The organism is Micromonospora craterilacus (assembly GCF_003236315.1).
GTDB lineage: Bacteria > Actinomycetota > Actinomycetes > Mycobacteriales > Micromonosporaceae > Micromonospora > Micromonospora craterilacus.
On the sequence record NZ_POTY01000122.1, the window covers coordinates 1 to 20,391 of the forward strand.

A 20,391-nucleotide genomic window follows, 5' to 3' on the forward strand; every position below is an offset into this window, starting at 1 on the left:
CACCCCACTCTCGGCAGCCAACATCACCGCCGTCGAGGGTGAGCCCCTACCGCCTGGTCCGCGTGGACGCCGCCCGGCGTGTCACCGACCCGGTGAACGTTCATGGACAGCCCACTAGGCATCGCGCTGCCTTGCCTTCGGCACCACACCCGGCCGTGTCCCGGCCAGCCCGCGCGTATCCGCGCACCGTCCGGGCACGGCCGAGAGTCCGTGCCCGGATTCCATCCCCAATCCGAGGAGGAATCCCATGCTCCCTGTCCCCACACCCGCCAGCGCCACGCTCTTCACACCCCTGCCGCCTCGGCTGGCGGCTCGGCCAGTCGACATCCGCCGACGGCTGGCCGTCCCGTATGCCAGCGAGAACGCGCCCGTGTTCCTGTTCCGGCCGCTGCGATTGATCGCGGCCATCCGCTTCGAGTACCTGTCCGGGATTCGGGTCGAGATCGGACCCGAACGACTTTCGGCGCCATGGACGGAGGCGATGGCGTGACCCTCCATCAGATCCGCGTCTACCACAACGTCCAGGTGCCATTCATGAAGTACGAGAACGGGCACAAGTTGATGCTCGTCGTCTCGCACTGGCGGGAACTGCCCGCGGCAACCAGCCCGGTCGAGGTCGCCGCGATGGTGTGGCGGGTATGCAACGCCGACCTGGACTACCTGCAGCGGCGTCGGGCGGGGACAGACGGCGAAGCGGACTTCCTGCTGGGTTGCGTCTACCGGCTGCTGCGACTGCGGTCCCTGTCGGTCGGCGACGTCGTGGAGGTCGTTGCCAGTGGCTGTCGCACCTGGCTGGCGTGCGATGCGACCGGTTGGCGGCGCGTCGATTCGCCCGCCAACCTGTCTGGGCAGCGGCCTATGGCCGAAGCGGTGTACCAGCACATCGCCAACACACCGCACCGTCCGTGAACACAGCTGCCAGGTCCGACCCCGAGGAAATCCATCGAGTGGGTGTCCTCGACCCGTGGGACACTCGGGCACATCGCCACCGTGGTCCTCGACGGCTGGTAACCGGCGTCGCGTGGCGTGCGGTGATCGGCTCGGCGGCGATCCTGCGGGGCGTTGACGGTCCGTTCTCCTCGCACGTCGAGACCGTCGCCGTGCTGTCCGAGCGCCACGCGCCTCGGCCCGCAGGGCCCGGCCAGGCCACCCGCCCTGCCCAGCAGGTCGCGGCGCGAGCCCACGCAGTAGCTGAGCCGCCGCCTCCGACACGACCCATCCGAACGTCAAGCAACCCGACGGACCACCGGTAGCGGCGGTCGCTTCCCAGCGGGGGCCGGCGCGACGTGGAGCCTCGACGGCTCCGCCGGCCCAACGGCTCCCTGACCGTCCCAACATCCACCTTCCGCCGCCGTCGTGGCGGCACCTGCATCAGAACGGCCCGCCCTCCGGCGGGCCTTCGTCGTTTCAGGGGCCCGGGACGCGAACGCCGCAGGGCGGACGTGCCCCGAGCCCTCCTACAGATCGGAGGATCCGAATGCTCGCCACGCTGACCGTACCGACCACCCTGGTGGAGGCAGGCACGCCCGGCACCACCGGGATCGGGTGCGCGACAACCGGACTGCGACGCCGGCACGACGTCGCTTTCCGTGCCGCAGCCGGGGCGGACATGACCGCACGACCAACCCAACTGGGGCATCGCGTCGGCCGGCTCACCATCGCTGGCCCCACCAAGGGGAAGGCCAGCGCGTGAACCTCGGCACTCTCATGGCCTGCGCTATCTGCACCTGGGACCTCACCGAACACCGCAGCGGGGGCCGCGTCCGCTACCGACACCCTGTCAGCGATGGCGGGGAGCGACACGCTCCCGTCCCGGTCCCCGCCAGCGACCTCACTGAGTTTCGTCACCGCTGCCACCTGTGCCACGGCGACTACCCCGTCTGGAACTACCGCACCAACGAGATCGGGGCCCACTTCACCGACGGCAACCAGCACCTGGTCCGGACCTACAACACCCAATGGCACGTCTGTCTGCGCTGCACGCAGTTCATCGAGGCGGGCGACTCCGACGGACTCGCCGTGCACACCGTCACCAGCCTGCGATGGCACCGGTCGCTATCACACTTGGAGATCGCGACCATTCAGGCCGTACTGCAAACGATCACGCGATCACACAGAGGTCGAGCGCTGCTCACCACCACCGCTTGGCCGCCGGCTTCGATCCGGCCCGAGATGCTGCCGAAGATCCGCGACCGGCTCACCGGACTCCTGCGAGGACCAGCCGACCTGCCGGAAGCACTCAACCACCCCGACACCCGGCAGACGCTGGCGAACCACCTCGACCACGTGCCCCTGTACTGGATCAACGACAAATTCACCGCCCAGGTCAACGATGTCACCGACGAGCAGCCCCCCGCACACATCACCGACCGCATCACCCCCGCACCCGGCGGATTCGTCGCCTGGCCCCAGCCGGTCGGCCGCGACGGCCTGCTCGCCGCCGTCTCCTGGACACCACAAGCCGACGGCTGGCACCTGGTCTGTTATCGCGGCGTCGGCGGCGGCCTCGCCGATGATCTGATGCCCGTACTCCGGCACGACCTCGGCTGGCTGGTACCCATCCACACCGAGCACATCACCACGGACACCCCGGTAGACGGCCGGCATCCGGTCGGCCCACTGGTCACCACCTGGCTACTGATGAACCAGCACATGGCCGAAGCGGTCCCCGCGCAACTACCCAAGGCCGTGATCAGGGCACATCAGCGTCGCCAGCGTCCCGCACCCGACGTTCGACTGGTGCACCTCAAGGCACCTACCACCACACCGGCCGAGCCGTCCGTTTCCGGCACACGGAGCAGGGCTACGCCCGACCACCGCTACTGGGTCACCGCACACCCACGCAACCAAGCACACGGACCCGGCAGGAGCCTCCGGAAAAGGATCGACATCGAACCCTTTCTCAAGGGGCCCTTGGATGCCCCGATCAGGCTCAGCACCACCGTGCGGGCGCTGGGCAAGCGTCAACACCCTGAACCAGAAAATCGTCCGTCGTCCGACTGACGATGCCCCCCTCCGCCGACGCATGGGTGAGACCACGATCCGCCGCCATCAGCCGAGAGCCAGCCGGCGACACCACACCACAACCTGCCCAGCGGAGGCCCGTCCCTCCGAGGCCCGCAACTGCCACGTATCGCGACCGACATCCCGCCGCTGATGACATCGCTTCCGCACCGAGAAAGGCTTCTCCCCCGATGACACTGCACCTCTACTTCGACCTGGCCCAGACGCTGCAGATCGCCGATCACGCTGTCGCCGTCGCCGAACACAAGAAAACGTTCACCGAGCGCGAGGACGGCACCGCCTGTCCCGGCGCCCTCGTCTGGGTCCACGACCAGGGCGTCTACCTGATGTCCAGCGGCATCCCGGGCCTTATGAATCCGCACCGCCCCGACCGCCACCTGGCCGTCTACGCCTCCGGCTGGAATCCCGACACCGATGGCTATCGCCACGACTGGGAAATCGGAGACGATTTCGCCGAGCACCTCCACCTCACCACGCAAGACCGGCTGATCGACGAACTGCGGACCGCGCACGCCAGCGGCCACCAGTGGCTGCATCTGACCGTGTACCCCGACACCTACGAAGTCCGGACCAGTCGTACCAGGCTTCACCAGTCCTGACACCGCCACCGCACCGGCCCCACCGCCCACCCGGGCGGTGGGGCCGCGCCGTTTCTGGAGAAAACAGTGACCACACCACCGGCCCCGGACGCGCTCACCGTAAGCCCCGACGAGCGGGTGAGCCGCTACGCCGACGTCATCTGCGCCGCGATCGACGACGACATCAGCGAAGGCGTCGTGCCCCCCGGCATCGGATCGTTCGTCGACCTACACCGATACCTCGACGCCAACGAGTACCTCATCGACGCCAGCGTCCCCTACGACGGCACCCAGGCCAGCCTTGACCTCACTAACACCGTGCAAAACCTGGTGGTCGCACGACTGCGCACCCCCGGCCGCCGCTTCTGCACCTACGGCGATTGCGCCTTCGACGCCCACGACCACACCACTGTCAAGAGCCCGGACGGCGCCGACCTCGACGACGCGGTGCCCATGCGATGTCAGCACTGCGGCCAGCTCGCCCACTACGACGCGCGCCTTGAGGACTACCGCCACGACGACCCCGCCGCGCCCGACTGCTTCCTCGTCCACCGCGACGACTGACCCGGCCTGGCCAACTCTCGTCCGCGTGGGTGCCCACGCCACCGCTGTCCGCAGACCGGACGGGCCGACCCTTTGCCAAACGGAATCCCGCTGGACGAACGACTTGATCCGCACGCGGAGTCGGTCCTGAATCGTCACCGCGCCCACGGGGCTCGCCATCCGTCCAGCCATACCTTCACAGAACGGATCCTTGATGCTGTCACACCGTCAACGCGACGCCATCGTCGACTGCCTGCACGGTATCGACGCCCGTGTCGCCGCGATGCACAACTGGCCGGGGCCGGTGCTGTTCGCCTGGCTCCGGGAATCTCCGGTGTCCGGGCACCCCGACCCGACCGCATGCGCCGTCACCGTCCAGCCGCTGCCCGTCGATCCGGAGCGGTGGCAGAACGAGCCCGATGGGCCGGTCGTCGCACTCCGGCAGATCGTCAAGGAGGCGCACCATTCCTCCCACCGGGCCGCCAGAAACCTTCAGGCCGGACGGTCTTCCAAGGCCAGGGCGCTCGCGTACCTGTTCATGTATCCGACGATCATCGAGCACGAGTCCGACGGACCGACCGAGGTTCGATGGATCGACGCGGTCGACACCGACGGCACCATCTACGTACTCACCCGAATGCTGGAGGCCGATCAGGGCATCGTCGTCACGGTCGCCGATCCCGGCGAGAACGAGATCATCGCCCTGCTCCGCCGCTTGATCACACTCACACACCCCGGCGTCGGCACCTCCTGACCGGCACCTGCCGACCGGCCCGCGCCAGGACACCTCGTCGACGCGATCCATCAACGCCCTGAGGGCGGATTGCTCGCCGCATTGGACACCAAACTCGGCAGCACCGCCTCCGCATACGGCGGCACCACCTGAGCACCACTGGGCTAGGTCGCCTGACTGCTCCGGCCATTGGCCTGGGCAGGCATGGCCCTCACCCGTCTCCGCAGCGCGGTACCAAACCGCCCGCGCGTCCGGAGACGGGCGCGCGGGCCCGACCTCGAAGTGAGCCAATATGACCACACCAACGCCGTCGTCCGATCAGAACGGCGCCATCCAGCCCGACGCCGGAACCGATGCACCGGCCACCGGTGCACCATCGGGTCGAACCGGCTACCTGTATCCGCAGGTGGCGCAGTACCTGATCGACCACCCCGACAAGATCCTCAAAGTTGGCGAGATCACCAAGGCGATCAAGGCCCGCTCTGGCGGCGGAGTGGCCGAGGTGCTCAAGAAGATGGCCGCTGCGGGGCATGTCACTCACCGCCGCGACCCGTACCACCGCTACCAGATCACCCAGGCCGGGATCGACGCCGGCGCGCATCTACCGGCCGCGCCCCGAGGCAGTGGCCGGGGCAGTACGTCCCGGCCGGGCCGTCCCGCCCCGGTGGCACGCCCGAACGGCCAGTTGTACCACCCTCGCAGGCTCGGCCGAGGTTGGGACATCGAGGAACTGCGACGGCTGCGCGCCCAACAAGTACCAGTCCTGCTCTACGGACCTCCAGGCACCGGCAAGACCGCGATGGTCGAGGCCGCGTTCCCCGACCTGCTCACCGTCGCCGGCACCGGCGACACCGTGGTGGACGACTTCCTCGGCTCCTACAACCCGGTGCCTGGCGGCGGCTACGAGTTCGTCCACGGCCCACTGGTCACCGCCATGCGCGAGGGCCGGGCGCTGCTGGTCGACGACGCGACCCTGATCCCGCCCCGGGTCCTGGCGGTGCTCTATCCGGCGATGGACGGCCGGGGTGTGATCACCATTGCCGCCAACGGCAACGAGGCCGTCGAAGCCGGCGACGGGTTCTACATCGTCGCCGGACACAACCCTGGCGTACACGGCGCGGTGCTGACCGAGGCCCTCGCATCGCGGTTCACCGTGCACCTGGAGGTCACCACCGACTGGGACATCGCCCGCCAACTCGGCGCGCCGAAGCAAGTGGTGGAAGCGGCGATCGACCTCAACAACGACCTTGCCGCCGGCAAGACCGACTGGGCGCCGCAACTGCGCGAGCTGATCGGTTTTGTCAAGGTCCGCGACGGCCTCGGTATGAAGGCCGCCCTAGCCAACCTCGTCGGTATCGCCCCCGCCGACGCCCGCGAAGACGTCGCCGCCGCGCTGTCCCGACATACAGGAACCCCCATCACGGCGCTGAGCCTCGGCAAGCGCTGAGCCCACTGCCTATCCGAAACGAGGAGTACCCGTGCCAAATCCCAACGCTCACCTTCAGCACGGTAGGCCGCAGAACCTAGCGGGCGTCGGCGACTGGCGGGCCTGGTCCGACGCGTGGACCAAGCATGTGCCCGTGTTGACCGACCGCACCGACCTAACCGTCCTCGTCGCACCCGACGCCGCCGGGGACGCTCCCGAGTGCTTCTACCCCACCCTCAACCGCATCGAGATCGACGCGAACTACATCGCCGACAGTCCCGACATCGCCGATCCGGCCAGGGCTGGGCACAAGCGGATCGTGCCCGTCGGGTACGGACTGCTCGTTCACGGCGCCGCGCACGCCGCACACAGCCGCTGGCGCCCGCCGCCCGGCACCCCACCCATCCTCGCCGACGTCGCCGCCATCCTCGAAGAGTCCAGAGCCGAAGGCCGCCAGCGAGGTCGCCGCCGCGGCGACCGCCGCTGGCTACGGCACGTGGTTTCCAGCCTGCTCGACCCCGGTGACGCGCCGGTCGACGACCCCTGGCACGCCGGGAAACTCGCTGGACTCCTGCTGGCCAGGGTCGACGCACGGATCGTCACCAGCAAGGAGATGCGTGCGGTGCGTGCTGCGGTGATCGGTGTACTGGGCCGCAAGCGCCTCCGCCAGTTGCGGGAGATATGGCGGGAAGCCCAGGCATGCGACGACACCGACAGCGACACGATGATCATCCTCGCGCGTCGCTGGTGCGAGGTGTTGGGGATCGACCCCGACCAGCAAAACACCACACCCTTTCCGGACGCAGGACAGTTCGCCGGCCGCCTCGCCGCCGCACTCACCGAGTACCTCGCTGGCGCCTACGGCATGACCCCGGCCGAATACGTCGGCGTGCTACTCGACCACCGCCACAGCCCACCGCAAGAATGGCAGCGCCGAAACCCGACCGACGCCGAACAGCGCGCCGCGAGAGAACTCGCCGTCCGACTACGGCAGGCCCGCACCCAGCACCATGAACCCGGGCGACGGCCCTCACTCATCCCGCCGGGCCGGCTCCGGACCCGACAGGCCATCACCAGCGAAGCGCAGGTCGCCGCCGGCCAGATGCCGACCGCGGCGCCCTGGCAGCAGCGGGCGCAGCTGCCGCCGGAGAAGCCCAAGCTGCACCTGGCCATCCTGGTCGACCTGTCCGGGTCGATGAACGGCTATGCCGAGGCGATGTCATCAGCGGCGTGGATCTTCGCGCACGCAGCCCACCGGGCCCAGGCGACCACCACCACGATCGCGTTCGGAGACCGCACCACGATCCTCGCTCTGCCACGCACCCGGCCGCAGGAGGTGCTGCACATGCGAACGGGCTGGGACACCGCCACGTTCCCCGAGGCGGTCAAGGTCGCCGACAAACTTCTCGACCTGCGACACGGCCGCACCCTGCGAATGGTCGCCGTGGTCTCCGACGGCTACCTCAACGACATACCCGCGGGGCAACGCCTGGTCACCACCCTGCACCGAGCGGGCTGCGCTGTGCTCTGGATCCATCCCGCCGACGCGCCCGCCGGGGACGAGCCCGTCGACGCGGACAAGGTCACGGGTCACACCTTCGACCACGCCACGACCCTGCGCGTCACCGACCCCGTTGCCGCTGTCGCCGCGATCGCCGACGCCGCCGTCAACGCGCTCGCCCAGGCGTAGACACCATCAGCGCATCCGGCCAGCAGCCGGAAGCCAACCCGCGCCGTCGCGTTGCTGCCTGGCTGCGGCCGGGCAGCAACGCGACGCTCGATGGCCCGTGATCATCGGCGGTCGATGACGCCGCTTGATCGTCGGCGGACTTGTGTCCGTGGACGACATCTACGCCCGCCGCCCGACCCGATCTGCATTCACCACGACCAGGCCGAGCCGATGCCGACTACCTCCACACCCGATGGCGCACCATCACCTAGCCCCCCGCGAGCCGGCAGCACCTACACCGGCCGGCGCCGTCGCCTCGACCCCCTGATCAAACAGATCATCAGCGAGACCGGCAGGTCGCCGTTCGAGCGCACACAGCCGTCCAACACGGCCCGCGCCCCGCAGCCCTGCAGAGGGCTTCGCCAGCCGGGGGGCCACACCGCATTATCGCCGACTAGCTTGCCCGGTTCGCCAACTACGGCACCCGTCACAGTCGGTAATCAGACGCCTCGGCCCGCCGCCCGGCGGTGAACGACTTGATCAATGCGCGAAGTCGAGCGTGACTGCCCTCGGCCGCCGCCCCGGTGGGCTACCCGACCGTGACCCTTTGTGTCGCGGGCTCCTGAGGTGGCGGCCACCTTCGCGCGCCAGAACGTGATGGGGGGACCTTTGAGGTTGCCGTTCAGTCCGAACACCACCCGCGTCACTCTCGCGGTGGCCGACGTCACCGCCCGCCCGTCGGCAGGGGTGGCCCACGGGCTGCTTGAGCCGGCCGGGTGGCAACGGGTCGCGATCCCGGCGGCGGTCGCCGCCCTACGAGGCGGAGGTCGGGGGCAGATCCACGCCGCCTGTGGCACCGGCAAGACGGTGACCGCCGCGCATCTGGCTGTCGAGCTCTGCCCGGCGGGCGGGCTTGTGGTCGTGGCCTGTCCCACGGTCACCCTGGTAAGCCAGACCCTCGCCGTCTTCGCGTCGGTGGCGACGACAGTGCTCGCGGTGTGCGGCGACGACGGGGTCACCGATGCCGCTGTGCGGGCTGCCGATCTTCCGGCAGCCGTCACTACCGATGTCGGCGCCATCGGTGAATGGCTCCGCCAGCCCTGCGACGGAATCCGGCTGGTGGTGACCACCCACCGGTCCGCTGGCGTCCTCGCCGTTGCACTTACCACCGGGCACGTGCCTGCGGACCTTCTGGTAATCGACGAGGCGCACCACAGTGCCGGCGCTCACCACAAGCACGTCGCCGTCCTGCACGACGACGCGACATTCCCGGCGCGGCGCAGGCTTTACCTGACGGCGACTCCACGCGGCGGCGACATGGACGACGAGACGATCCTGTCCATGGCCGACCCGGCTGTGTTCGGTCCGGTTCTGTACCGCTACACCTTCGCGCAGGCCATCGCCGACGGATGGCTCGATGACTATCGCATCGCCGTCGTCGGAGTCACCCGCGCCGAGGTCCTCCCCCTCGTTCGAAGCCTCACGGGCACTCGGGGCCTTGGCGCCGAGGAAGACGGGCCGCTGCGCAACGCGATGCTCGTTGCTGCATGCGCGCGTGCCGCCGTCGAGTTCGACCTGCGACGCACCATTGTCTACGCCCCCCGCATCGCTACGTCCCGCGCCTTCGCCACGGCTTTCCCCGACATCCTGGCCGCCCTACCTCCGAATGCACGCCCGGGCACGGAGGTGACGTGCCACCACGTCGATGGGCGGCACAACGCCGTCGACCGATCTGCGTTCCTCGCCGACCTCGCCCACCCACCCCACGGTGGATGGACCGTCCTGACCAACGTGCGCTGCCTCGGCGAAGGCGTCGACGTGCCTGCCGTCGACTCGGTCGTGTTTACCCACCCCAAGGGGTCCGCCGTCGAGGTCGTCCAGGCCGTTGGACGCGCACTACGACGCAACCTCGCCGGAACGGGCACCGCCACGATCCTGATACCGGTACTCGTGGGAGACGACACCCACGTGGACGCCCAAGCCGACGCCGACGGCTACCACGCCCTCTGGCAAGTCGTCCGCGCAATGCGCGCTCACGACGAGAACCTGGCGATCGCTCTGGACGACCAACGCCAACGCCTCGCCAGCACACCTTCGTTGCCCGAGAAGATCGTGGTACGGCTACCCGACGGGTACGACATCGACCAGTATCTGCGGCACATCACCGTCCGGCTGGTCACCGCCACCACCTCGCCCTGGTGGGAAGGCTACGGTGCCGCCGCCTGCTACCACGCCTTCCACGGTCACCTGCACCTGACTGTCGACCACGTCACCGACGACGGCTACCCGCTTGGCCGGTGGATTCACCACCAGCGCAAGGCCCGACGGGCCGGACACCTGCCGCCCGAGCGGGTACAGGCCCTCGACACCCTCGCCATGCTCTGGGACCCGAGGGCCAGCCGATGGGAGAGAGGCTTCGTCCATGCCGCCGCCTACCGCTCCCGGCTGGGACACCTGCGCGTCCCGCCGGACCACGTCACCACCGACGGCTTTCCGCTCGGCACCTGGATCCGCGAGCAACGAAAACAGCGCAAGGCAGGGCGCCTCGACCCAGTCCGTACGGCCGCATTGGAGCGGCTCGGCATCGAGTGGGACCCCTACCAGGCGATGTGGGACCGCGGCATCACCCACGCCGTCGCGTTCCACGCACAGCACGGCCACCTGCGCGTGCTCCATGACCACACCTGCGATGACGGCTACCGGCTTGGCCAGTTCATCGTCGCCCAACGCATGCTGCGCAAGCGCGGCACCCTCACCCCCGACCGGATCGCACAGCTCGACGCCCTCGGAATGATGTGGGACATCCGCGAGCACACGTTCACCACCGGCCTGCACCATGCCCGCGCCTACGTCGATCTCCACGGCACCCTCTGCGTGTCGATATCGACCCACACCCGGGACGGCTACCACCTCGGCAGATGGCTGAGCAAGCTACGCGCCAAGCTACGCGCCGGCACGCTGCCACCCGAGTGGGCCGTCGCCCTGGACGCAATCAGCACCACCTGGCGGGCAGTCGCCAATCCACGACAGCGCTAAGCCAGTGGGACGTTCCGACCTGGCCAGCCGACGTACGCCGCCGACCTCGGCCTGCCCGCACAACAGGCGCCGCCCTGCGCCCGCGATGACGACGGGCGCCTGACTCGGATGGGACGAACGCGGGGGCGCCGCGCCACTGGCGCCCCGGTGGATCCCCGTAATCACGGGTCGCCCCCACACGTGGCAGCCGCAGCGGTGGGATCGGACAGCGGATCGGGTCCCGGCGGTGGCGGCGCGAGTCCCGCTTCTGCGCGCTCATCCCCGGAAACCTCCTCGCGCCGATCGACCACGGCCCACGACGCGGTGCTCGCATTCCTAGCCGCTGATCTCGCCACAGGTTTGCCCTGCCGGACCTGGGAATGCCATGGCAGCCCTAAACACCGCAAGACGATCGCCCAGGCCAAACATCGGCGCCAACCGGTCACGGCCGTCGATCACTCACACGACGGCAGGCCCGCCCAACCCGCACGGTGGGCAAGAACGACCCAAGCGCCCTCGCCCACTCGCACCGGCCGCGCGGCCAGCGATGACGACCGACCAACTCATGCAGAGACAACCGCCATCAGCGTGAGAACAACTACGGCCGCCATGCCGAGAATCAGCGGCCCCGGGCCTGCCCGTCCGCCTTCCGGCCGCCAAAACATCGAGGACCTGCACCAATCGCGGATGCCTGCGGTGGCTCCGTGGTCACCCCAGCTCGGCGGTCGTCCCGGCCGGGACGACCGCCGCAACCCCCACCCACAGATCCCAAGGAGGAAAGGCACATGAGCACACCCACGCTGATCGGTGTCACCGCGTTTCGCGGCAGGTACACCGCCCGCTACATCCAGTTCGGTGAGGATCCGGAGGTCCTGGTGCCGCTGCTGCGCCGGATCTGGACCGAGTCCTTCGGCCGCGACACCGACGCCATGGCCGCCGCGCTGTTGGCCCGCGACTGGTGGTTCCTCGCCGTTAACCCCAAGCCTCGGCGATGGGACCGGCAGCCGCCCGTACCGGGGCTGGGCTACCCGGCCGTCACCGAAAACGACACGATCCGGCAGGGCTCGCTGCGGGAGGCCCTCGACGGGTTCGTCGAGTGGCTGTATCTGCTGCACATCGAGCAGCGGCGGTTGGTGGTGTACGAGGCGACGGTCCACGGCCGCTGGCTGCGGCACAGCGCGCATCACCTCGACCCGGTCGAGGAACTGTTCGTCACCGCACCCGCCCTCGACGAGGGCGGCCCGGGGATGACGGTGTGCACTGTCTGCGGCGCGGTCGACGAGATCGACCACGTCAAGGTGCCGTCCATGGCCGGCTACGGCTACGACACCGCCACCAGCTGCACCCGCTGCGGCTCCTCGGTCGCCACCGACCCGATGGTCGGCGACCACGTCACCCGCAAGCCCTGGCCGCCGCACGGCCCCACGACGGGTGACGCGACGGGCGAGGCCCGATGAGCACGCCCGCCCCGATGCCATCGCGGCCCACCGGCGGCGACGGCCTATCCCCTCACCGATCGGAGAGCATCATGATCTACCAGCCTGGCCAGCGCGTCGCCCTGGTCCACACCAGCGACCCGTACACCCGGTTGCGGCCCGGCGACACCGGCACCGTCCGCCGCCACGACCAGCGGCGCAACATCGTGGAGGTCACCTGGGACAGCGGCTCGACGCTGTCGATGTGCCTCGACGACGGCGACCGCATCGAACCGGCCATCCCCACCCCGCCGCCCAGGGGCGGACTGGCTGGCGACGCTGCCGGATGGGCCGCCGCGCTGGAGCGGATGAGCGCCGCCGGCACCGAGGCCGGCCGCGCCGCCGCCGAGTGGTGGGCTCAGGACACCATCGGCGGCCGGGTCAGCGGCGACACGCGCCTGGCCGCGCGCCGGATCCTGGCCGGAATCGATGACGGCGATCCCGCCGTCCTCGACACCCTGCCCCAGGTCTTCTCGGCGGGAGGGCCGTTCTACACCGCCGCGTGGGAGCTGTTCGCCGACGCCACCGGCGACGTCTCCGGCTGGTTCGGGCTGCGCATCCAGCAGCGCGAGGAGGCGATGACCGTCTACCGCGACGCCTTCGACACCGCCGCCACCGACCGTGTGGCCGAACTGTGTCACCTCGCGGCCAGCCCCACCGGCCGCGACGTGTCCCACCTGCACCCCGACCGGGTCCGCATCGGCGGTGCCGGTGTGTTCTCCGGCGAGTGGGCGCTGACCGTCGGCCCGGACGGCAACGACCGTATCGAGGTGGGGTTCGTTGGCACCCTGATCGACCACTGGGACGGGTGGGCGGTGTTCTCCTGCACCCGCCCGGTGGCGGAGGCGATCGTCGCCGACCAGCAGCGGCACCGCGACGAGTACCGCAACAGCCTCCGGGAGCTGGGCGTGCCGGCCGACGACCTGGACCGGCGGGTCGACGCCGAACTGGCCGACCTGTCCTTCGACGGCGACGTCATCGTCGCCGACCAGCGGGCACTGTCCGACGACCCGCAAGCCATCGAACGCCTCGCCCCGGACGGCGACGGCCGGTACGTGGTGATGGGCCGCAGCTGGCGCTGGGAGGCCGTCGACCCGTACGCCTGCGACCGGATCGTCGGCGACCTGCCCGCTCCGGGCACCCAGCAGCGGTTCGTCGAACTGCCTCACACCGGGATGCGGGTTCCGCATGACCGGCTGCGCGTCACCGACGTGCAGGCCGTCCCTGGCACCCCGCCGACATCGCTGATCACCCTGGCGCTGGACGAGGCGTCGGTCGCCGAGGCCCTCAGCGGCGCGGATGGCTCCTGCCTGTCGCGGCTGAGCGCCGCGTTCGGCCGCAACGACTGGGCCGCCTATCTCAGCGGCTGCCGGCAGCACGGCCAGCCGACGTCCGAGACGCAGGTCCTTGACGCCCTGATCACCGAGTTTCAGGTCGGGCAGGCAGCACGTCAGGCCGCCGCCGACGGCGCCGTGCTGACCCGGCTGCTGGACGCCGACGGCACGATTCTGCGGCTGCGCCCGGTGTGGCCTGCCCCGCGCGGCCACTCGGCGCGCAGGCAGCTCGGTAAGTGGCTGCGGCGGGAGGACCCGCACCCGCAGGGCCAGCTGTGGCAGTGGTGGACCGGCACGGCGTGGCAGCACCTGGCCAGCATCACCGGCTTGCACACCGCCACCGATCCGTCCAGCCGCCAGCCCGACCTGGGGCAGCTTCTCGCCTTCGTCATCGCCGAGTCGCTGTATGAGCGCGTCGACCGCGACGAGCTGATCGAGGAGGCGACCGACAACGGGATCCCGCTTGACCGGCAGATGAGCGACGACCAGATCCGCACGCTACTGCGCGCCGCGCTCCGTGAACGGGGCCGGGAGAGAGGGCTGCCCGTCGACGACCTGCCGACGCTGAGCGCCGCCGAAGGCCTCGAACTAGGCCGCATCGCGGCCGGCGGCGCCCCCACCACCGACCAGCCCGCGCCGCACGACCCCGACCAACCGCTCACCCACTGACCCCTTACGGCGGCATCGCGCAATCTCCGAAATCGGCCGGCCGGCTACTCGTGTCGGTGAAGGCAATCCACGACACGCACGTACACCCTGCGTCACCGGTCGTCGCCGTCGATGTCGACGGCGTACTCAACCCCGACGCCGAGCCGGACCCGTCCGGCAGCTCACCAATGCCACCCCCGCGCCGCGGCGCGGCGGCCCACGGACGTACCTAAGCCCCAGGACCAGGGGGCCGCCGCCGGCCACCCGCCCGCGCATCGCGGGGGTGGCAGCGGGACGGCCCCACCGGCGGCCCGCGACTTGACCACCCCGCCCATCGAAGCGTGGATGCATTGCGTCCCGACTGGCCCGGGTAGGCCGGGTCGGGACGCGAGAGGACGACGCCCGTCACAAGGAGTTCACGCCCATGCGTTATGGCACCGACAGCGACCACCCTTTCGACACCGACAACCGCGCCTGGCGACGCCTTGGCGACGTGGCCAGCGAACACTTCGACGTCAGCACGTGGACCCGAGACCGGGACGGGCGACCGGTTCTGCTCACCCTGAGCGACCTGCGGAACGGGGACATGATCACCCTCGCCGTCCTCGACTCCCTGGAGATCCGCGACCCACACGCGCTGCTCGCCGTGCACACCGGTGGCGAACTCGGCGCGCATGGCCCCACCAGCGGCGCCACGGCGGCCCGCTCTCACGCGGCGACACTCGCGCTCGACGGCACCACACTGGCCATGACCAGGGCCGTGCCGCTGCACGACCCCGCCGCCACGGCCCTGCCCGCCGCCTGCTGGGTCGACCTGCCGCCCGACCGCGCCGCGATTCTGCGGCCGGCCCTCGACGACGCCCGCACCACCGTCCTCGTGCTGCTCGACCGCACCGTCGGCCGGCTCGCCGCCGTCGGCCCGTTCCCCACCCACGCCGCCGCCGACGCCTGGCAGCCCGACGACGGACCTGGCCGCGCCACCGACCGACTCATCGTGCCGCTGCACCCGGTCACTCTCCAGGAGGCCCAGCCATGACCAGCACCCCACTGCTGGTACGCCCAGCGCTTGCGCCGATCGTGGCCGTCGACGTCGACGGCGTCCTCAACCCCGACGACCCGGCCCGCGCCGCGGCGCTCGGCTACCAGCCGCACCGCTACGACGGGCCCGGACCCGACGGACGGCACGTCAGCAGCACCGTCTGGCTGAACCCCGACCACGGGCCATGGCTGCGGGAACTGGCCGACCACGCCCAGCCGGTGTGGTGCACCAGCTGGAACCACCTCGCCGCCGAATGGATCGCACCACGGCTGGGTCTGCCGTCGACCTGGCCGCACGTCCCCGTCCACGCGGGCGGTATCCGCTTCGGTCACCAGAGCAAACTCGCCGCCCTGTATGCCTGGGCCGCACGGCGGCCACTCGCCGTCCTCGACGACGAGTTCGGCGGGAAGGATCCCTTCACCGCCGACCAACGCACCGCCGACGGCGCACCCACCCTGCTCCGCCCGGTCGACCCGTACCACGGGCTGCGGCGCGCCGACGTCGACACGGTGCTGACCTGGCTGGGTCAGCTCTGAGGCAGGCCGCACCGGCGCCAAAGCCCGTCCACCAATCCACGCGGGGCCCGCATCCATGGATGCGGGCCCCGCGCCGTAACGACAAGGAGTTGACGATGGACAGCATGTCCCACCCCGCAGACGAACCGGACGCCGACCGGCCACCCCGGCTCAATGTCGGCGACCCCGAGTTGGGCAAAACCCGCCTGCTCGCCTACGAGTGCGCCACCTGCATCTTCAAACCCGGCAACCCGATGCACCTCGAACCCGGCCGGCTGAAGCAGATGGTGACCACAGCGCGCGGCGACGCGGGCTACATCATCTGCCACTCGACCCTGCCGTACGCCGGTAGTCCGGTCCCGACCGCGGTCTGCCGCGGCTTCTTCGACCGCTACCGCACCTGGCAACTACAGGTCATGGAACGACTGTGGGGCTTCGTCGAAGTCGAGCCACCCGGGCAGGACGCCGATCGGATCGACGGCACCCTGCCGACGGGTGGCAGCGGTGCCGGTGGAGCCGAGCCCGGCTCGGCGCCGTAGATCGGAGGGCAGCGGAGTGGGCTGAGAAGTCTCAGCCCCGTGGCCGCCGGCCGAGAGCGGTTCGCTGCCTTTGCGCTGTTCGACTGGTCGCCGGCACTTCTGATACGCCGCTGGCCGCAGCCCAGTTGCCGCACGGGGCCTACACCGTCGGGCACGGCCGGCGATCCCTCATCTGCAGGAAGTCCTGCGACGGAAGCCGCTACGCCGCACGCGGCGACGCGCCGGTTCTCTTGGCTGATGCCCCGTGACGCGTTACGTGCGGCGTCGTCCGTCACTTGCCTTGCGTCGGGCGCGGGATGCGTAGCGGCGAACCGTTCGCGGTGCTTTGCCGATCTTCTGGGCGAGCTCGTCCAGGCCCATCTCCGGGTTGCGGGTCAGCCAGTAGGCGACAGCGGCGGCTGTCTTGTCGGGAACCTTGCCTCCGTTCGGCGGGTCTGTCTCTTCGGCGGCGCCAGCCGGCTGGGTGGCGTCGAGGGGGTTGGGCGCGGGTTCGGGGCCGTCCGGTGGTGTCGGATCAGCCGCCGACGGACCCTCCGGCGGCGTGTTCGGCTGGGCGGGTGGCGGATGTGGCAGATCGTGGTCGTTGCCGTCGCCGGGCGGCCCGGCGGCGGTCGCGCGGTCGCGGCTGTCGAGGATCGGGGCCGTACGGTTCTGCTGAGGGGGGCTGACGGCTGAGCCGGAGGTCCCTCTCTCCTTCGTCGCGGCTGGCGGCGTCTCTGCGGGCGCCGAGAACGATGGGGCTCCGTTTCTGGACTCGCGGGCGATGCGTGCCGGGGTGAGGTCGATGGCGATGAGCTGGGCGAGGCCGTCGTAGTCGGCGGTGGCGCTGAGGCGTGCGGCGATTTCGTTGAGGTCGTACACGTGCTCGGCGATGGTGGCGGTTGCCGGGTCGACTGCTGCTCTGATCTTGCGGCGTAGGACTTTGGCGATCGCGGCGTCGCGGCGTTGACGGCGCAGTTCGGCGCGTGCCGTGTCGAATGAGTCGTAGAGGCCGAGCCTGGGGTCGGATTTGGCTAGGGATTGCGCGCGTCGGGTTATCCGGGGGTGGCGAATCCAGTGGTTCATCAGCTCGTAGGCGGGTGCGGTCGGGGGGAGCGCGCCGGTGGCCCGGAGGCGGTCTCGTCTCAGGTTTTCGACGTGGACCAGCCACACGAGGTAGCCGAGGGCGGACATGCCGCTGAAGAACCCGCTGGCGTATATGTCGTCGTGGGACAGCCAGTTGAAGGCGACCGCTGCGGTGGCGACCGCGGCGGACAGGGTGCGGGCGCCGATGGCGCGCTCGCCGAGGCGGCGTCGTACGTCGGCGTTGGCCATCACGACGACGCCGCCGAGTTCCAGGGTCGCGACTGCGGGGATCGCGATGAGCAGGTGGACGTCGAGTTTGTTCGTGGCGCCGATGACTTGGCCGGTCAGGGCTACCAGCAGCACGGTGGCGTAGAAGAGTGTCCGCATCTGGGCGGCTTGCCGGACCGCGCGGGCCAGCTGCGTGTCGAGTGGTTCGTGGGCCCTCGGCGCGGCCGGTGTGGCGGCGGGCGTCGCAGGGGCCGCCGTGTCGGGTGGGGCGAGGCGGTGCCAGATGGGTTCGGTCTGTCGACCGAGGCCCGGGTGGGTGGTCATGACGGGTCCCTGCCGACGCGGTGGCTGCGGTCGAGCCGGTGGACGAGGGCGCGGGCCAGGCTGGTGGTGTCGTCACTGACTTCGGTGTCGATCTCGTCGAGGGAGCGGGCCAGCTGTCGGTGTAGGTCGCGGATGGCGGGGGTGTCGCCGCGGATGGCGTGGGCGTGCATCGCCGCGCGGTACAGCGGCTCGGTGTAGGGGCTGTGGCTGATCGCGGTGGTGAGGACGGCGAGCGCGTCGGCGGGCTGGTCGGCGAGGGCGTCGGCGAGGGCGAGTGCGGCGTCCACGTACTGCCGCTGGACGGCTTCCCGGTAGGGGTCGAGCCACTCGTAGTCCTTGCCGGCGGCCAGGGGGCCTTGGTAGGTGTCGACGGCGCGTTGTAGGGCGGTGATGCGGTCGGCGGGGGTGGTGGCGCGGTTCGCCGTGTCGAGTGCGTCGCTCATCTGCCACAGGTCGACCTCGACGGTGTCGCGGTGCAGGATGTAGCGCTGGCCGGGGTGTGACAGGTAGGTGCCTGCTCCGCCGGTGCGTTTGAGGACGCGGCGCAGGTTGTACACGTAGGTGTGCAGGCGGTGGGGTGCCTTGCTGGCCGGTGATTCCGGGAGTAGGTCCTCCAGGATCGCCTCCTGGCTCGCGGTGCCGCCCCGAGCTGCCAGGTAGACCAGCAGTTCCAGTGATTTGCCGCGTAGCGGCTGGGTCGTGTCGAGGTCGACGACGCGGGCGTCTCCGAGCACCCGGAGGCTGACGTGTCCCAGCTCGGCTCCGGCGCCGTCGTCTGGTGGTGGGGACTCGCTCCCGTCGTCGTCGTGGGGCAGGTCCGGTGCGGGTTGTTCGCCCCCTGTGGTGTGTCCGGTGGGCTGTTCGGTGTGGGGTGCGACCGTGTCGGTGGCCGCGTCGCGGTGTGACTCGGGTAGATCGATTGAAGGTGTGGCCTTTTTCTCGTTGTGTGGTGGTTCGTCGTCATCGGTTGGTGGGGTGTCGGGACGGACGTCGGCGGCGGGTGGTGGTGCGGGTTCCGCGGGTGCCGGTGGTTGGGGGTCGCCGGTGTGGGACTCGGCCAGGATCCGCAGCAGATCGGCGGTTTCGGCGGGGTCGATGACGGTGAGCCGGCCGATGTCCGCGGGGTGTTGGCCGTGCCGGTTGGTGTCGCTGTCGGCGGGGCGGGTCGACCCGTCCTGGGTGACGACGACGGTGTCTCCGTCGGGCCACGCGCCGAGCAGGATGCCGTGGATGTCGAGTCGTTGACCCTGGGTGAGTAGCGCGGCGATGCGGGCGCGGGCGTGGGCGGTGGTGGTGTCGGCGATGAGCACCATGGGCGGCAGTGGCTCGGCCATGGGGTCGGCGTCGCGGAGGCCGCTGACGGTGTCGACCTCGTGGTCGAAGCACATCCGGGTGCGGTACAGGGTCTGTTCTTCCAGAAGCGTCAAGGCATCGGTGAGTCCGCCGGTAACGGTCAGTCGTGGAGTGTCGGGAACATTGACTGCGGCGGCGCCCAGCAGCGTGGCCAGGGTGCCGGAGGGGATGATGACGTAGCCGCGGCCGTTGGGCTCGTCGAGTCCACCTGCGGCGAGGGTGGATATCAGCAGGCCGCGTGCTGCCGCTTCGGCGCCTGGTCCGGTCAGCCCGAGTCCGGCGGGTGGCCATACCTCGATGACGGGGTTGACCAGGGCCGGCGTAACTGGTGGTGACACGGTCGTCGTGCGGGTGGCTGCCTCGTCGTCGGGGACCGGTTGGTGGGTTGCGGGATCGGCGTCGGCCGCGTCGTTCGGGGTGTCGGTGTCCTGTACCGGTGTCGGGGCAGGCTGGCGTAGGGCGCGACGGATTCGGGTGATCACCGGCGGCATCGGCTGCACGGTCGGGTCGTCCAGCCGCAGGCGCGGCGTGGGTTTCCTGGGCGTGTAGCGGCGACGACGGTGCGCCCAGACGAGCGCGACAGCGATGAGGAGGGCGGCTATGAGCCCGAGGTCGAGCCAGCTGCCGGCGCCGAGGGAGACACCGGGTGAAGGCTCCGGTTGAGGCGTGGGCGATGCGTCTGCGGTCGGCGATTCCGGGTCGGCGATCGCCGTGTGCTCGGGGGTGGGTCCCGCGGGGGCGGTGGAGACGGTCGCAGGTGCTGCGGGCTCCACCACGCCGTCGTCGTCCATCATGTCCGGCGCCGTCGGGGTGGGGCTGGCCGACGGGCTGGCGGTGGCCTCCGCGGATGGTGACCGGTCGACGGGGCTCGGCAGGCCCGGGG

16 protein-coding genes are annotated in these 20,391 nt (G+C 70.3%); 14 read left to right on the plus strand and 2 right to left on the minus strand.

Features of this window, described 5'->3' with window-relative positions:
- Positions 1 to 247: 247 nt before the first annotated feature.
- The 14 genes from C1I95_RS34825 to C1I95_RS19265 all read left to right on the plus strand — a co-directional run bounded on the left by C1I95_RS34825 (position 248) and on the right by C1I95_RS19265 (position 16,538).
- Positions 248 to 490 (plus strand): hypothetical protein, encoded by a 243-nt coding sequence (locus C1I95_RS34825; RefSeq protein WP_146605763.1) that lies wholly within the window; start codon positions 248 to 250, stop codon positions 488 to 490.
- Positions 487 to 909 carry a hypothetical protein gene (locus C1I95_RS19200; RefSeq protein ID WP_111215203.1) on the plus strand — a complete coding sequence of 141 codons (423 nt, stop codon included), beginning with the start codon at positions 487 to 489 and terminating at the stop codon, positions 907 to 909. The genes C1I95_RS34825 and C1I95_RS19200 overlap by 4 nt, the downstream gene beginning before the upstream one ends.
- Before the next feature lie 636 nt (positions 910 to 1,545).
- Positions 1,546 to 3,003: a hypothetical protein gene (locus C1I95_RS19210; protein WP_146605764.1), complete on the plus strand. Its 1,458-nt coding sequence runs from the start codon at positions 1,546 to 1,548 to the stop codon at positions 3,001 to 3,003.
- A gap of 191 nt (positions 3,004 to 3,194) precedes the next feature.
- On the plus strand, positions 3,195 to 3,623 hold the full coding sequence (locus tag C1I95_RS19215) for a DUF3085 domain-containing protein (RefSeq protein ID WP_158566427.1): 429 nt from the start codon (positions 3,195 to 3,197) through the stop codon (positions 3,621 to 3,623).
- A gap of 66 nt (positions 3,624 to 3,689) precedes the next feature.
- A complete protein-coding gene (locus tag C1I95_RS19220) occupies positions 3,690 to 4,166 on the plus strand; it encodes a hypothetical protein (RefSeq protein ID WP_111215207.1) in 477 nt (158 codons plus the stop codon).
- 193 nt (positions 4,167 to 4,359) lie between these two features.
- Positions 4,360 to 4,899 carry a hypothetical protein gene (locus tag C1I95_RS19225; protein WP_233513750.1) on the plus strand — a complete coding sequence of 180 codons (540 nt, stop codon included), beginning with the start codon at positions 4,360 to 4,362 and terminating at the stop codon, positions 4,897 to 4,899.
- A 271-nt stretch (positions 4,900 to 5,170) separates the two neighbouring features.
- The gene (locus C1I95_RS19230; RefSeq protein WP_111215208.1) at positions 5,171 to 6,325 is read left to right on the plus strand and encodes an AAA family ATPase; all 1,155 of its coding nucleotides are present in this window, start codon (positions 5,171 to 5,173) and stop codon (positions 6,323 to 6,325) included.
- A 31-nt stretch (positions 6,326 to 6,356) separates the two neighbouring features.
- Positions 6,357 to 7,994, plus strand: coding sequence for a VWA domain-containing protein (locus tag C1I95_RS19235; protein WP_111215209.1), 1,638 nt, complete (start codon positions 6,357 to 6,359; stop codon positions 7,992 to 7,994).
- 654 nt (positions 7,995 to 8,648) lie between these two features.
- Positions 8,649 to 11,009, plus strand: a complete 2,361-nt coding sequence (locus C1I95_RS19240; protein WP_158566428.1) for a DEAD/DEAH box helicase — start codon at positions 8,649 to 8,651, stop codon at positions 11,007 to 11,009.
- A gap of 764 nt (positions 11,010 to 11,773) precedes the next feature.
- On the plus strand, positions 11,774 to 12,445 hold the full coding sequence (locus tag C1I95_RS19245) for a hypothetical protein (RefSeq protein WP_111215211.1): 672 nt from the start codon (positions 11,774 to 11,776) through the stop codon (positions 12,443 to 12,445).
- Positions 12,446 to 12,516: 71 nt separating this feature from the next.
- Positions 12,517 to 14,466: a DUF4314 domain-containing protein gene (locus C1I95_RS36425; RefSeq protein WP_233513751.1), complete on the plus strand. Its 1,950-nt coding sequence runs from the start codon at positions 12,517 to 12,519 to the stop codon at positions 14,464 to 14,466.
- Positions 14,467 to 14,869: 403 nt separating this feature from the next.
- Positions 14,870 to 15,481: a hypothetical protein gene (locus C1I95_RS19255; RefSeq protein ID WP_111215212.1), complete on the plus strand. Its 612-nt coding sequence runs from the start codon at positions 14,870 to 14,872 to the stop codon at positions 15,479 to 15,481.
- A complete protein-coding gene (locus tag C1I95_RS19260; protein WP_111215213.1) occupies positions 15,478 to 16,020 on the plus strand; it encodes an HAD domain-containing protein in 543 nt (180 codons plus the stop codon). The genes C1I95_RS19255 and C1I95_RS19260 overlap by 4 nt, the downstream gene beginning before the upstream one ends.
- 95 nt (positions 16,021 to 16,115) lie before the next feature.
- Positions 16,116 to 16,538 carry a hypothetical protein gene (locus C1I95_RS19265; protein WP_233513752.1) on the plus strand — a complete coding sequence of 141 codons (423 nt, stop codon included), beginning with the start codon at positions 16,116 to 16,118 and terminating at the stop codon, positions 16,536 to 16,538.
- Positions 16,539 to 16,790: 252 nt separating this feature from the next.
- Here the strand turns inward: C1I95_RS19265 and C1I95_RS19270 are convergent, their stop codons facing one another.
- Positions 16,791 to 18,155: a hypothetical protein gene (locus C1I95_RS19270; RefSeq protein ID WP_111215214.1), complete on the minus strand. Its 1,365-nt coding sequence runs from the start codon at positions 18,153 to 18,155 to the stop codon at positions 16,791 to 16,793.
- Positions 18,152 to 20,391 (minus strand): AfsR/SARP family transcriptional regulator (locus C1I95_RS19275; RefSeq protein WP_111215215.1); only part of this gene is annotated, 2,240 nt, incomplete at its 5' end. The genes C1I95_RS19275 and C1I95_RS19270, both read right to left, overlap by 4 nt.

Bases quoted from the DNA above. Each gene is read 5' to 3' on its own strand.
- C1I95_RS19215 (WP_158566427.1), top strand. From the start codon at position 3,195: ATGACACTGCACCTCTACTTCGACCTGGCCCAGACGCTGCAGATCGCC.
- C1I95_RS19230 (WP_111215208.1), top strand. From the start codon at position 5,171: ATGACCACACCAACGCCGTCGTCCGATCAGAACGGCGCCATCCAGCCC.
- C1I95_RS36425 (WP_233513751.1), top strand. From the start codon at position 12,517: ATGATCTACCAGCCTGGCCAGCGCGTCGCCCTGGTCCACACCAGCGAC.
- C1I95_RS19225 (WP_233513750.1), top strand. From the start codon at position 4,360: ATGCTGTCACACCGTCAACGCGACGCCATCGTCGACTGCCTGCACGGT.
- C1I95_RS19265 (WP_233513752.1), top strand. From the start codon at position 16,116: ATGGACAGCATGTCCCACCCCGCAGACGAACCGGACGCCGACCGGCCA.
- C1I95_RS34825 (WP_146605763.1), top strand. From the start codon at position 248: ATGCTCCCTGTCCCCACACCCGCCAGCGCCACGCTCTTCACACCCCTG.
- C1I95_RS19255 (WP_111215212.1), top strand. From the start codon at position 14,870: ATGCGTTATGGCACCGACAGCGACCACCCTTTCGACACCGACAACCGC.
- C1I95_RS19260 (WP_111215213.1), top strand. From the start codon at position 15,478: ATGACCAGCACCCCACTGCTGGTACGCCCAGCGCTTGCGCCGATCGTG.
- C1I95_RS19245 (WP_111215211.1), top strand. From the start codon at position 11,774: ATGAGCACACCCACGCTGATCGGTGTCACCGCGTTTCGCGGCAGGTAC.
- C1I95_RS19270 (WP_111215214.1), bottom strand. From the start codon at position 18,155: ATGACCACCCACCCGGGCCTCGGTCGACAGACCGAACCCATCTGGCAC.